Below are 12792 nucleotides of genomic sequence, written 5' to 3' on the forward strand. Positions count from 1 at the left end.
TCCGCGTGGGAATGCCTCGCCAGACGCTCTGCGTCGATCGTCACGAGCTCAACGCAGAGCGTCGCAGGATGCATTCCCACGCGGAGCGTGGGAACGAGGGGCCCCGGATCAAACCTCCGGCGCACACCCCTTCAACACCAACCGAATAATCGTCTGCGTCGCCGCTTCATAATCGGCATCGTCCAGCTTGGCCTTGCCGGTCACCGCCGAGATCTGCCAGTCGAAATCCGCATAGGTCTGGGTCGCGGCCCAGATGCTGAACATCAGGTGGTTGGGCTCGATCGGCGCGATCTGGCCGCGGTCGACCCAGGTCTGGATGCAGTCGATGTTGTGCTTGGCCTGGGCGTTGAGTTGCTCGACCTGGTCGGGGCTCAGGTGTGGCGCACCGTGCATGATTTCGCTGGCGAACACTTTCGAGGCGAAGGGCAGGTCGCGGGAAATGCGGATTTTCGAGCGAATGTAGCCACTCAATACTTCATTGGGCTCACCCTCCGGATTGAACGGCGTGGACGCCTGCAGAATCGGCTCGATTATACTTTCCAGGACCTCGCGGTAGAGGTTTTCCTTGGACTTGAAGTAGTAGTAGACATTCGGCTTGGGCAGCCCGGCCTTGGCCGCGATGTCGCTGGTCTTGGTGGCGGCGAAGCCCTTGTCGGCGAACTCTTCACTGGCTGCGCGCAGGATCAGTTCTTTATTGCGTTCGCGAATGGTGCTCATGGTGCTGGACGGTCCTTTGACGCTGCGAGCGCGGATGGTAGCAAAGATCGTCGGGTTAGAGCACCTGTGGCACAGTCCCGTCCAGGTGCGAGGCGTGGCCGGGACACAGGCTGGCAGGCTACCTGGCTTCCTCGAACGCGCAGCCCTGGAGCTCCTGGCTGGTGCATTCGAAGTAGACGAGCCCGAAGGGGCCTTCCTTTTTCTCCCAGGCTGGCGGCCATTTCAAGCGGACGGGGATATCAGGCTGGACATCCGGACGATAGCGCATATCCACCTTCTGGGCGTCTGTCGTGTTGAAGGTGCAAGCGCGTAGTCTGCCGACGTCTTCGGCATTGCCATTGGCAGGGTAGAATATGGCGTTGTCGAAAGTCGTCACGGAAGTGTTCGGATTTTGCAGGACGCCAAGCCACTCCCCCTTACCGTTCTCGGTCTTTACGGTCAGAACGCCGTTGGTATTCTGGATCTCGCGCGGGTTCGGACAGAACTCGACGGTGCCGGCCAAGGCGTTGCCCGCGAATAGGGCAGGCAGCAGCACAAGCAGGGTGGGTTTGAGTTTGAGCATTTACTTCTCCATAGTTTGTTCAGGAAGCCGCAGCCTTGCGGCGTCCTCATCTTAGGAGTGGAGAACCTGAGTGGATGCAGGCAGGTTCCCTCATATGCCGTAGTTACTTTCAGATCACGGTGTAGTACGGTCCTGACCAGGCACTGAATCAGCCTGAATGAATGATTTTTATGGAGTAGCACATGGCAGGAAGTAGCTTGCTGGTACTGATCGACGACATCGCCACGGTGCTCGACGATGTGGCCGTGATGACCAAGCTGGCCGCGAAGAAAACCGCCGGGGTGCTCGGCGATGACCTGGCGCTTAACGCCCAGCAGGTCTCGGGCGTACGCGCCGACCGCGAGCTGCCGGTGGTCTGGGCCGTGGCCAAGGGCTCGTTTATCAACAAGCTGATCCTGGTGCCGGCGGCACTGGCCATCAGCGCTTTCATCCCCTGGGCCGTCACGCCATTGTTGATGCTGGGTGGCGCTTTCCTCTGCTTTGAAGGCTTCGAGAAGCTCGCGCACAAGTTCCTCCACAGCAAGGCTGAAGACGACGCCGAGCATGCCGAACTGACCGAGGTGGTGGCCGACCCGGCCGTCGATCTGGTGGCGTTCGAAAAGGACAAGATCAAAGGCGCGGTGCGCACCGATTTCATTCTCTCGGCGGAAATCATCGCCATCACCCTGGGCATTGTCGCCGACTCGCCCCTGACCCAGCAGATCATTGTGCTCTCGGGCATCGCCATCGTCATGACGATCGGGGTTTACGGCCTGGTCGGCGGCATCGTCAAGCTCGATGACCTGGGGCTGTGGCTGAGTCAGAAGTCCGGGCGCATATCCCAGGCCATCGGCGGCGCGATCCTGCGGGCGGCACCGTACCTGATGAAGAGCCTGTCAGTGATCGGTACGGCGGCGATGTTCATGGTCGGTGGCGGGATTCTGACCCACGGCATCCCGGCCGCTCATCATGGGATTGAAGCGGTCACGCAACGGTTGGAGCCGGTGGTGGGCGGCTTGACGGTGATCGTGCCGACTTTGCTCAGCGCCCTGGCCGGCGTGGTGGCCGGCGCCCTGGTGTTGGCGCTGGTCATGGCCGGCGGCAAGCTTTGGCGGGCGTTCAGAAGCTGAGAATACGCAGATAGTCGGTGAAGGTTTCGACGATCTTCAGCGCCTTGCTGCCGTGCAGCTCCTCGTTATAGACACCGATCACCAGCTCTTCAGGGGTCTTGATGCAGACGCAGCCCCTGGAGCCTCTTCGGCCAAGCAGGCCATGGGCGTTGACGTACAGCGTGAAGTACTTGCGGCGGTCGAGTATGAAGCCGTATCGCAAAGCCGACAGTGGCAAATCGAATAGAGAGTGCAGGACGGTAATCTCTTCCAGGCTGGGAGCAAAGCCGGCCGAGCATGCCCAGACCTGGCCGTCGTACCCCAGGATGGCGGCGTGCTCCAGCCCAGCCCCCACAAGATTCAGGTCCACATAAGATTGCCAGGTGTTCATGGCCAGACTCCAGAAATTACCAGTGGGTGACTGGCCTATCTTTGGGGAATTCCCAAGACCTTGGCTACTGTCAGAAATGACAGTTTTTTCGGTTTTATTAGTCTGGTTGGCGATAACCAAGCTGTTTTTAATCGCTTTGCCGCATTTCCTCTTTAAGCCCTATGGCCTGCGAGTGACGCAGGCCATACGCACTCAGGCGATCACTTAGAAGTGCACCTTGACCAGTACGCTTGCGGTGTTCTGGTTGGTGTCGAACGAGGAGGTGTCGACGATGCCGTACTTGTCGCTCCAGTAGTCGTATTCGATACCGACGTACAGCTGTTTTTCACCCATGTGCAGCGCCTTGCCCAGGTCGTACTTGATCTGGGGAACGAAGTGCAGGTTGGCGTGATAGGTGCTGCGGCTGTTCTCGTCGTTGTCGACGACCCAGTCCATGAAGCCGTCGATCTTGATGTCGGAGCTGCCCACGGGAATGGTGTAGGACCAGACCGGGGAGATTTGCCAGACGTCATCACCCGGACGGTCGCCCTCGGTGTTGCGCTGGTAGAAGTTCAGCTGGAAGTAGTCGAAACCCGGGATCGCCAGGTCGAAGCCCGGGCCGATCAGGTACGACTCGACGTCGTTCTCGCCCCACTCGTAGGTCATGGCCAGCAACACGTCCTTGATCGGGCCGAACTCGAGTTTCGAATCGAAGATCTTGCCGAACGACAGGCGTGGGCTGACTTCACCGTAGATGGAGTTGCTGCCGTTCTGAGAATCGTCCTTGCCGTTGTAGAAGGTCTTGTCGATGAACAGGAAGTTGTCACCGTACTTCCAGCCGTCGGCGTGCTCGAAGGTGAAGGTCTGCTGGTTTGGTGGGTTGACGGTGTAGTCCTTGCCGTACAGGTAGGTCAGGCTGTTGTCCTGCCACTGCACCCAGTCGCCGGCCATGGCCTGGCCTGCGGCCAACAGGCTGCCAGCCAACATCAGGTTCGAGAAAATACGCTTCATTCGGTTGCTCCCAGGATGAATGGTTCTAGTTTTGTGTGCCTTGCAGCGCTCTCATTCGGCGCCTTTTTCAGGTAAAGCTGTCTTTCGAGTCAGTTTTTTTCATCTGGCCGCACTTTTTTGGCAAGAGCTGGGCCTGAACGCTGGATCGGCCGCAGATATCCTGCTCGACAAAGGTCTGAACAGAGGAAAGATGTACGTGCTGACTTTGACGCATACCAACCGATGGTCCGCTTGACTGATCGGTCAGTAATCTCGGGCGAGATTCTTTGCGCCTAGCTTGAGCGGCCGCGGAGAATACTGGCTCGCGGGTGACTGCTCAAGTGTTACATCATGGATCGGGCGCGTAAAAGTGGAGCATTTGGTCAAAAACCTGACCAAAGGGCAGCGTCATCCGGACCGCTGCCCCGATTGGGTCAATGATGCTGTACCGCGTGCTCGAGTGCCTGGCGCTCGGCACCGCCCAGCACATTGAACAGCAAGTTCAAGAGCAGGGCGCTGAGGGTTGCCATGGCGATGCCACTGTGGGTAATGGGCTCCAGCCAATGGGGCATATGAGCGAAGAACTCCGGACGAACCACCGGAATCAGGCCCATGCCGACACTGACGGCCACCAGCAACTGATTGCGGCGGTCGCTGATGTCGGTTTCCTGGAGAATCTTGATGCCGGTCGCCGCGACCATGCCGAACATGGCGATGGCTGCGCCACCCAGTACCGCGGGCGGAATCGACGCGACCAGGTAGGCCGCCTTGGGCAGCAGGCTCAGACCAATCAACAGGCCCCCGGCCACGACTGTCACGTAGCGGCAGCGCACACCCGTCATCTGCACCAGGCCGATGTTCTGGGCGAAGGAGGAGTGGGTGAAAGTGTTGAGAAAACCGGCGAAGAACGAAGCGGTCGCATCGCACAACAGGCCACGACGCAGCATGCCCGGCGTGACTTCCCGGTCGGTGATCTTGCCCAGCGCCAGGAACATCCCGGTGGACTCGACGAAAATGATCACCACCACCAGGCACATCGACAGGATCGGCGCCAGGCTGAAGGTCGGCATGCCGAAATGCAGCGGGGTGACCACTCGCAGCCATGGTGCTTCGGCCAGGCCACTGAGGTCGACCATACCGATCATGCCGGCGATGCCGTAGCCCAGGCCCATGCCGATCAGTACCGAGACATTGACCCAGAACCCGCGCATGAAGCGGTTGATCAGCAGGATGGTGGCCAGCACCAGGGCGGCAACCGCCAGGTAGATGGGCGAGCCGAATTGCGCCGCGCCACTGCCGCCACCTGCCCAATTGACTGCCACCGGGAACAGCGACAGGCCGATGGAAGTGATCACCGTGCCGGTGACCAGGGGCGGGAAGAAACGCACGACCTTGGACATGAAGGGGGCAATCAACATACCGAAGAAGCCGGCAGCGATGGTTGCACCAAAGATGCCGCTCATGCCGACGCCGTCCATGCCCGCCATGGCGACCATGCTGCCGACGGCGGCGAAACTGGCACCCATCATCACGGGCATGCGAATACCGACAGGGCCGATACCCAGCGATTGCACCATGGTGGCAATGCCGGCGACCAGCAGGTCGGCGTTAATCAGAAAGGCAATTTCTTCACGGGAGAGGCCGGCGGCTTGTCCGATGATCAGCGGCACCGCAATGGCGCCTCCGTACATCAGCAGCACATGCTGTATACCCACCAGGATCAGTTGCAGCAATGGCAGGGGCTGTCGCGGTGGCGCAGGAGGGACGTGCGCCTTGAGTGACTCGGACATGCAACACCTCGGATTTTGTTCTTATTGTTCAGCATTTCTACGCTGTCTGGCTGGGCGCCCGTAGCCGCTGCCGCAGGCTGCGCTCGCCCCTGCAAGGGGCGCTCGATCTCAAGATCGCCGGGAGGTCCTGCGGACCTCAGCGCAGCCTGCGGCAGCGGCTACAGGGGGCCAATCAAGGCTGCCGTTTACATCAGTTGGTCGGCGCCCCCTTGGCAATCCAGGCGCCGATCATGTCGCGTTCCTGCTGGGTCATCTTGGTGATGTTACCCAGTGGCATCACCTGGCTGGCCACGGCCTGGGCCTGGATGCGCGGTGCCAGTTGCTGGATCTGTTGCGGGGTGTCGAACATGATGCCTGCCGGAGCTGTGCTGAACAGTGGGCTGGTCGGCTTGGCCGAATGGCACACGGCGCAACGTTCCTGGATGACGCTGTGGATCTTGTTGAAGCCAGCGTCATCCATTGCTGCCACAGGTGCCTGTTCGGCAGCCGGGGCAGTGGCAGGAGCAGCAGGTGCGGCAGCTTGTTCCGCAGCCTTCTCGCTGGCGCGCTTGCCGCCCTGGGCGGTTTCCGGCAGCGGCTGGTACTCGATTTTCGCGGCAGCCTGCTCAGGCGCGCTCGGCATCGGTGCGGGACCGGTGACGTAAGCCAGGCAGATCATCGACAGGGCGCCGACCGGCAGGGTCCAGGCGTACTTGTTGCTTTCATGACGGGTGTTGAAGTAGTGACGCACCAACACCGCAGCCACCGCGATACCGGCCAGGATCAACCAGTTGTACTGGCTGCCGTAGGTGCTCGGGAAGTGGTTGCTGATCATGATGAACAGCACCGGCAGGGTGAAGTAGTTGTTGTGCCGCGAGCGCAGCAGGCCCTTGGCCGGCAGGACCGGATCCGGGGTCTGGTTGGCTTCGATGGCGGCTACCAACTGACGCTGGGCCGGCATGATGATGCGGAACACGTTACCGACCATGATGGTGCCGATGATCGCGCCAGTGTGCAGGTAGGCGCCACGACCGCTGAACACCTGGCTGAAGCCGAAGCAGGCAGCGATGACCAGCACGAACAGCACCAGGCCCAGCAGGGCAGGGCGTTTGCCCAGTGGCGAGTCGCAGAGGAAGTCGTAGATGAACCAGCCGGCGATCAGCGAGCCGACACCGATGGCGATACCTTCAGCGCCGCTCAGGGTGCTGCCAGGGGCCAGCAGGTACAGGGTGGGGTTGGAGTAGAACACCACGCACAGCAGCGCGATACCCGACATCCAGGTGAAATAGGCTTCCCATTTGAACCAGTGCAGGTTCTCCGGCATCTTCGGCGGAGCCAGCTTGTATTTTTCCAGGTGGTAGATACCACCACCGTGGATCGCCCAGAGATCGCCCGACAGGCCGTCCTTGGGGTTGACGCGATTGAGGTTGTTTTCCAGCCATACGAAGTAGAACGAAGCGCCGATCCAGGCCACGCCCGTGATCATGTGAACCCAGCGCACGCTCAGGTTCAGCCATTCAATCAGATGTGCTTCCACAGTACTTACCTCTTGCCTGTCACCGTCGGTCGATGGCCAGGCCTTCTCTTATTGGTGGGGGTTGAGGATCAGCAGCTCATCCTCATTGAAAAAATGCTCATCGCAGTTATTGCCTGTGCCACTGCGATCAACCACCAGGAAGTCATCCCGCTTTTCGATCGTCAGCACCGGGTGGTGCCAGACGCCGCGATGGTAATTAATGCCCTGCCTGCCATTACTGACAAAGGCGCGGACCAAGCCTGATACAGGTACATCGCCAAGTGGCGCGACCACGATCAGAAAGGGGTTGCCGAGCAGCGGAATAAACGCCTGGCTGCCCAGCGGATGGCGCTCCAGCATGCGGACGGTCAAGGGCATGTCCTGCGCGTCGGCGCGGAAAATGCTGATGATCGCCTTGTCCTCGGGCTGCGCGGTTTCTACCGTCGCCAGCTTGTGGAAACGCATGGTCGAGCCGTTGTTGATCATGAAGTGGTCGCTGCCGTCGGTTTCGATCACGTCACCGAAAGGGGCGAAGGCTTCTTTGGTCAGGGGCTCAATCACTAGTGTGCGCATGCTGTTCTTCTTAAGTTTGAGTTCTGTGTTGTTTGTTCTATCGCATCGCTGGCAAGCCAGCTCCCACAGGATCAGTGTTCGGCGCCGATCTCTGTGGGAGCTGGCTTGCCAGCGATAGGGGCGACGCTATTTAGCTACCTTGCCCAATACCCGCAAACGGCTAACCCCACCATCCGGGAATACATTCAGGCGAATGTGGGTAATCGGCCCCAGATCCTTGATCTGCTCCTGGAAGCTGTGCTCCTGGTGCATTTCCAGTTTCTGACTCGGCAACAGTTCACGCCAGAACAGGCTCTGGGTTTCGATCTGGCTGTCGGTGCCGCCCTTGACGAAGGCGCCCTGGATCGAGCAGCTGTCCGGGTAGTTGCCTTTGAAGTGCAGGGTGTCGACGACCACTTGTTCAACGATGCCGGCATGGCCCAGGGCGACGATGACCCAGTCGTTGCCCGGGGTGCGACGACGTGCGGTTTCCCAGCCGTCGCCCATGTTGACGCCACGGCCCGGGTTGAGGATGTTGCTCATGCGCCCGAAGTGCTCGTCGGAGCAGGCCAGGGCGCGGCCGCCGTTGAGTGCGGCAGCCAGGTCGACCTGTTCGTTGTCGCCGACGGCCGACCAGTCGCGGAACGGCACGCCGTACACGCGCAGGCGAGCCACGCCGCCATCCGGGTAGATGTTGAAGCGCAGGTGGCTGAAGGCCTGGTCGTTGCTGATTTCGTGGTAGTGGTGGCTGTTGCCTGAAAGCTCCACGGCAGACAGCACTTCGACCCACTGGGTCTGCTCGGTGGGGGCGCCTTCAGCCACGAAGCAGGCTTCCAGGGACGCCGACGGTGGGAAGTTGCCGGTGAAGAAGGAGGTGTCGATGTCCACACCCTTGATCGAACCCGGTACGCCCAGGCGGATGACCGCGCTGTCGTAGCCCTCGAAACGCTTGCGGCGCGATTCCCAGCCGTCCATCCACTTGCCGTTGTCGTCGAACACGCCTTCCTTCCACACCGCAGGAGTCGGCTGGAACAGGCGGTTGACGTCGGCGAACCAGTCATCCGTGACCGAGATGGCTTTGGTGCCCAGGCGCGCGTCGGCCAGGTTGACGAACTTCTCGAAGGGTACGGCGTATGCTTTCATTTTTCTGGTCTGCCTTGAATAAGTGGCTTTGGATGCACTAAAGCTGCAGTAAGCGGAACAGGGCGATCTTGTTGATCTGCGCCAGTGCTTCCTTGAACTCGGCCTCGACCGAGTTATGGATACGCGTTTCGAACGCGGCGAGAATCTGATGCCGGTTGCTGCCTTTCACCGCCATGATGAAGGGGAAGGCAAATTTGGCTTTGTAGGCGTCGTTCAGCTCGGTGAAGCGCTGGAACTCTTCGGCCGTGCATTGGTGAATGCCGGCGCCGGCTTGTTCGTTGGTGCTGGCCTCGGTCAGTTCGCCTTGCACGGCGGCTTTGCCGGCCAAGTCCGGGTGAGCGTTGATCAGGGCCAGTTGGCTTGCATGATCGGCGCTCAGCAGCACATCGCTCATGCGCTGGTGCAGGGTTTCGATCACGTCGATCTCGGGGCCCTGGCCCAGGTCGAAGGCCTTTTCGGCCACCCATGGCGAATGTTCGTAGATATCGGCGAACGCCCGGGCGAAGCTTGCACGATCGAGGGTCGACGGCGTCAGGGTCTGAAAGCGGTTCATTGCGCGGCCTCGGCGTTGAAAGGGTGGGTGGCGTGCCAGTGACGGGCAATATCCACGCGCCGGGTGAACCAGACCTGGTCATGGCTCTTGGCGTATTCGATGAATTTTTTCAGCGCGGCCAGGCGGGCAGGGCGGCCGATCAGGCGGCAGTGCAGGCCGATGGAGAGCATTTTCGGGGCATCGGCGCCTTCGGCGTAGAGCACGTCGAAGGCATCCTTGAGGTACTGGAAGAACTGCTCGCCGTTGTTGAAACCCTGGACCTGGGTGAAGCGCATGTCGTTGGTGTCCAGGGTGTAGGGGATCACCAGGTGCGCCTTGCCGGTCGGGTTGTTGCCTTCCCAGTAGGGCAGGTCATCGTCGTAGGTGTCGGAGTCATAGAGGAAACCGCCTTCTTCCATCACCAGCCGACGGGTGTTCGGGCCGGTGCGGCCGGTGTACCAGCCCAGCGGGCGTTCACCGGTGATTTCGGTGAGGATGCGGATGGCTTCGAGCATGTGCTCGCGCTCCTGGTTCTCATCCATGTACTGGTAGTCGATCCAGCGATAGCCGTGGCTGCAGATTTCGTGGCCAGCGTCGACCATGGCGCGGATCACGTCCGGATGACGCTGGGCGGCCATGGCCACGGCGAAGATCGTCAGCGGGATGTCGAATTCCTTGAACAGCTTGAGGATGCGCCACACACCGGCACGGCTGCCATACTCGTAGAGCGATTCCATGCTCATGTTGCGCGCGCCTTGCAGCGGCTGGGCAGCCACCATTTCCGAGAGGAAGGCTTCGGACTCCTTGTCCCCGTGCAGGATATTGCGCTCGCCACCTTCTTCGTAATTGAGTACGAACGACAGGGCGATACGGGCATTCCCCGGCCACTGTGGATGGGGAGGGGTGTTGCCGTAACCGATCAGGTCGCGTGGGTAGTCAGCGCTCACTGCAGTCTTCCTTCTTGTTCGTGGTAACAGGGGCGTGGCTACCCGCTGAGGGGTGTGGGCCACGGCGATGGAGTGATTGTATACAACTTTATATCCATTTTGTAAGCCTGTTTTTTTGCATTTCTTTTGCGAAGCTGTCAGGGAAATAGGTTGCAAAAAACTTGCCTGATCGGTCAAGTTGAATCGTTGAAATGCACGACTGGCCTGATTTTAGGTCGTTTTAGCCGACCGGCGGGCGAGGATCGGTCTGGGCATAAAAATGCGCGATTTATTGTGTACAATATTTCCGAAAAATGTCTTAATAATCCGGCTGCCGACGCCGCTCGTGCTCCGTAACGGCGCGGCCTGGGTATTTTTGCAACCGATTTGATAAAGCGAGCCACCCAATGGGACGTTTGACCACGCACGTACTGGATGCAGCCCACGGCTGCCCCGGCAGCTCGATCAAGGTCGAGCTCTATCGCGTCGAAGGCCAGCAGCTTGAGCTGGTCGCCACCGCTCTGACCAACAGCGACGGTCGTTGCGACGCACCGCTGCTGCAAGGCGATGACTACCGCAGCGGCGTCTACCAGCTGCAATTCGCCGCCGGCGACTATTACCGCGCCAAGGGCGTGCAGTTGCCCGAACAGGCTTTTCTGGATGTGGTAGTCCTGCGCTTCGGCATCAGCGCCGAGCAGGATCACTACCATGTGCCGTTGTTGATTTCGCCGTACAGTTATTCCACGTATCGGGGTAGCTAGTCCCGGTTTCTGGTCCGAAACTTCGTTGGTTTTTGCCCGCTCTCACTGGCGGGCTTTTTTATGCCCTCGATTTTGTGCGACCGCGTTGCGGTCGATCGCTGGCAAGCCAGCTCCCACAGGGGACTTGCGCTTCCTCGTTCCCACGCTCTGCGTGGGAATGCATCCAGAGACGCTCTGCGTCGGGATCTTGAAGGTCGACGCAGAGCGTCTGGCACGGCATTCCCACGCGGAGCGTGGGGAACGAGATAAACGAGATAATGCAAAAAGCCCCACCCGAAGGTGAGGCTTGGTTTGCTACCGCTTACAGCGTTTACAAGAACACAAACTTGGCAATAAAGATCGCGCACAGCACCCACAGGCTCAGGGAAATTTCCTTGTGCTTGCCGGTACCGGCCTTGAGCACCACATAGCTGATAAAGCCCAGGGCGATACCGTCGGCGACCGAGAAGGTCAGCGGCATCATGATCATGGTGACGATTGCGGGAATGCAGTCGGTCGATTCTTCCCAGTTGATGTGGGCCATGCCGCCCATCATCAGCATGGCTACATAGATCAATGCACCGGCGGTGGCGTAGGCGGGGATCATGCCGGCCAGTGGCGCGAAGAACATGGCGGCAATGAACAGGATGCCGACCACGACGGCGGTCAAACCGGTGCGGCCACCGGCGGCCACGCCTGCAGCACTTTCCACGTAGCTGGTGACCGGTGGCACGCCGACCACGGCGCCGAACACGCTGGAGGCGCTGTCGGCCTTGAGGGCGCGGGACAGGTTTTCGATGCGACCGTCGGCGTTCACCAGGTTGGCCCGCTGGGCGACGCCCATCAGGGTGCCGGCGGTGTCGAACATGTGCACGAAGAGGAAGGCCAGCACCACGCTGATCATGCTGACGTTGAACACGCCGGCCACGTCCATGGCCATCCAGGTCGGTGCCAGGCTGGGTGGCATGGAAAACACGCCGCCATATTCCACCAGCCCCAGGCCCCAACCGGCGAGGGTCACGGTAATGATGCTGATGAGGATCGCGCCGAACACGCGGTGGTAACTCAGCACCGCAATCATCAGGAAGCACATGGCGGCCAGCAGTGGCCCTGCTTCACGCAGCGAACCGAGCTTGATCAGAGTGGCCGGGCTGTCGACGATGATGCCGGCAGTCTTCAGGCCGATCAGGCCGAGGAACAGCCCGACCCCCGCACCCATGGCATGACGCAGGCTCACCGGAATGCTGTTGAGCAGCCATTCGCGGACCCGCGACAAGGTCAGGAACATGAACAGCACGCCGGAAACGAATACGGCACCAAGGGCTGTTTCCCAGTTGTACCCCATGGTCCCGACCACGGTGTAGGTAAAGAACGCATTGAGCCCCATGCCCGGTGCCAGGCCCACCGGCCAGTTGGCATACAGGCCCATCAGCAGGCAACCCAGTGCTGCGGCGATGCAGGTGGCGACGAAGGCTGCGCCATGATCGATCCCGGCATCGGCCATGATGTTCGGGTTGACGAAAATGATGTAGGCCATGGTAATGAAGGTCGTCAGACCTGCAATCAATTCGGTTTTGACGGTGGTGCCATGCAGCTTGAGTTTGAAAATCCGCTCCAGCCAATTGCTACTCAATGGCGGGGCGAGATCCAGCGTAGGGGCTTCGGATTTGCGACTTTCCACAGCATGTACTCCTCAAGACTTTTCTTGTTTTTCAGAACCGGTCCTGCGCTTTGCACTAGGGGGATCTGTGAGGCGAATGGGATGGCGCGGTCATCCAGACCATTTATTGACCTGCGGGTCAGGATGTTGCACGAAAGGATTATGCTTTTGTATACAAATAAAGCAAATAATGTTTTTGCGTTTGTCTGCAATTTTTTGTTATTGGC

The 12792-nt window shown here is 60.0% G+C and carries 13 protein-coding genes; 2 read left to right on the forward strand and 11 right to left on the reverse strand.

From position 1 onward, the window contains the following. Positions 1 to 108 precede the first annotated feature (108 nt). Together F2S13_RS26795 and F2S13_RS26800 are read right to left on the reverse strand one after the other, a co-directional pair. Complete coding sequence (locus F2S13_RS26795; protein WP_166366623.1) at positions 109 to 717, reverse strand: TetR/AcrR family transcriptional regulator; 609 nt, start codon at positions 715 to 717, stop codon at positions 109 to 111. Positions 718 to 835: 118 nt separating this feature from the next. Beyond that, the gene (locus tag F2S13_RS26800; protein ID WP_166366625.1) at positions 836 to 1279 is read right to left on the reverse strand and encodes a DUF3757 domain-containing protein; all 444 of its coding nucleotides are present in this window, start codon (positions 1277 to 1279) and stop codon (positions 836 to 838) included. Positions 1280 to 1461: 182 nt separating this feature from the next. Between F2S13_RS26800 and F2S13_RS26805 the strand changes: the two genes are divergently transcribed. Continuing rightward, positions 1462 to 2388, forward strand: a complete 927-nt coding sequence (locus tag F2S13_RS26805) for a DUF808 domain-containing protein (protein WP_166366627.1) — start codon at positions 1462 to 1464, stop codon at positions 2386 to 2388. Here F2S13_RS26805 and F2S13_RS26810 read toward each other — a convergent pair. The 8 genes from F2S13_RS26810 to puuE form a co-directional block, all read right to left on the reverse strand. Continuing rightward, positions 2378 to 2758 (reverse strand): profilin, encoded by a 381-nt coding sequence (locus tag F2S13_RS26810; RefSeq protein ID WP_166366629.1) that lies wholly within the window; start codon positions 2756 to 2758, stop codon positions 2378 to 2380. The genes F2S13_RS26805 and F2S13_RS26810 overlap by 11 nt on opposite strands. 204 nt (positions 2759 to 2962) lie before the next feature. Next, the gene (locus tag F2S13_RS26815) at positions 2963 to 3748 is read right to left on the reverse strand and encodes an outer membrane protein OmpK (protein WP_166366631.1); all 786 of its coding nucleotides are present in this window, start codon (positions 3746 to 3748) and stop codon (positions 2963 to 2965) included. Between the two features lie 413 nt (positions 3749 to 4161). Further along, positions 4162 to 5517: a nucleobase:cation symporter-2 family protein gene (locus F2S13_RS26820; RefSeq protein WP_166366633.1), complete on the reverse strand. Its 1356-nt coding sequence runs from the start codon at positions 5515 to 5517 to the stop codon at positions 4162 to 4164. 190 nt (positions 5518 to 5707) lie between these two features. Next, a complete protein-coding gene (locus F2S13_RS26825) occupies positions 5708 to 7033 on the reverse strand; it encodes a urate hydroxylase PuuD (protein WP_166366635.1) in 1326 nt (441 codons plus the stop codon). Positions 7034 to 7081: 48 nt separating this feature from the next. Then, positions 7082 to 7585: an ureidoglycolate lyase gene (locus tag F2S13_RS26830; protein ID WP_166366637.1), complete on the reverse strand. Its 504-nt coding sequence runs from the start codon at positions 7583 to 7585 to the stop codon at positions 7082 to 7084. 126 nt (positions 7586 to 7711) lie between these two features. After that, complete coding sequence (alc, locus tag F2S13_RS26835) at positions 7712 to 8707, reverse strand: allantoicase (RefSeq protein WP_166366639.1); 996 nt, start codon at positions 8705 to 8707, stop codon at positions 7712 to 7714. Positions 8708 to 8744: 37 nt separating this feature from the next. Then, positions 8745 to 9260: a 2-oxo-4-hydroxy-4-carboxy-5-ureidoimidazoline decarboxylase gene (gene uraD / locus F2S13_RS26840; RefSeq protein ID WP_166366641.1), complete on the reverse strand. Its 516-nt coding sequence runs from the start codon at positions 9258 to 9260 to the stop codon at positions 8745 to 8747. Continuing rightward, positions 9257 to 10186 carry an allantoinase PuuE gene (puuE, locus tag F2S13_RS26845; protein ID WP_166366643.1) on the reverse strand — a complete coding sequence of 310 codons (930 nt, stop codon included), beginning with the start codon at positions 10184 to 10186 and terminating at the stop codon, positions 9257 to 9259. The genes uraD and puuE overlap by 4 nt, the downstream gene beginning before the upstream one ends. 386 nt (positions 10187 to 10572) lie before the next feature. Here puuE and uraH point away from each other — a divergent pair, with 386 nt between their 5' ends. Continuing rightward, complete coding sequence (gene uraH / locus F2S13_RS26850; RefSeq protein WP_166366645.1) at positions 10573 to 10926, forward strand: hydroxyisourate hydrolase; 354 nt, start codon at positions 10573 to 10575, stop codon at positions 10924 to 10926. A gap of 310 nt (positions 10927 to 11236) precedes the next feature. Here uraH and F2S13_RS26855 read toward each other — a convergent pair whose 3' ends face one another. Then, positions 11237 to 12586 carry an NCS2 family permease gene (locus F2S13_RS26855; protein ID WP_166366647.1) on the reverse strand — a complete coding sequence of 450 codons (1350 nt, stop codon included), beginning with the start codon at positions 12584 to 12586 and terminating at the stop codon, positions 11237 to 11239. Positions 12587 to 12792 lie beyond the last annotated feature (206 nt).

Origin of the sequence: Pseudomonas akapageensis, from assembly GCF_011355085.1 — a bacterium.
GTDB lineage: Bacteria > Pseudomonadota > Gammaproteobacteria > Pseudomonadales > Pseudomonadaceae > Aquipseudomonas > Aquipseudomonas akapageensis.

Excerpts from the sequence above, each read along its gene's own strand:
- F2S13_RS26800 (WP_166366625.1), bottom strand. The coding sequence starts at position 1,279 with ATGCTCAAACTCAAACCCACCCTGCTTGTGCTGCTGCCTGCCCTATTC.
- uraD (WP_166366641.1), bottom strand. The coding sequence starts at position 9,260 with ATGAACCGCTTTCAGACCCTGACGCCGTCGACCCTCGATCGTGCAAGC.
- F2S13_RS26810 (WP_166366629.1), bottom strand. The coding sequence starts at position 2,758 with ATGAACACCTGGCAATCTTATGTGGACCTGAATCTTGTGGGGGCTGGG.
- F2S13_RS26830 (WP_166366637.1), bottom strand. The coding sequence starts at position 7,585 with ATGCGCACACTAGTGATTGAGCCCCTGACCAAAGAAGCCTTCGCCCCT.
- F2S13_RS26795 (WP_166366623.1), bottom strand. The coding sequence starts at position 717 with ATGAGCACCATTCGCGAACGCAATAAAGAACTGATCCTGCGCGCAGCC.
- F2S13_RS26815 (WP_166366631.1), bottom strand. The coding sequence starts at position 3,748 with ATGAAGCGTATTTTCTCGAACCTGATGTTGGCTGGCAGCCTGTTGGCC.
- uraH (WP_166366645.1), top strand. The coding sequence starts at position 10,573 with ATGGGACGTTTGACCACGCACGTACTGGATGCAGCCCACGGCTGCCCC.
- alc (WP_166366639.1), bottom strand. The coding sequence starts at position 8,707 with ATGAAAGCATACGCCGTACCCTTCGAGAAGTTCGTCAACCTGGCCGAC.
- F2S13_RS26820 (WP_166366633.1), bottom strand. The coding sequence starts at position 5,517 with ATGTCCGAGTCACTCAAGGCGCACGTCCCTCCTGCGCCACCGCGACAG.
- F2S13_RS26805 (WP_166366627.1), top strand. The coding sequence starts at position 1,462 with ATGGCAGGAAGTAGCTTGCTGGTACTGATCGACGACATCGCCACGGTG.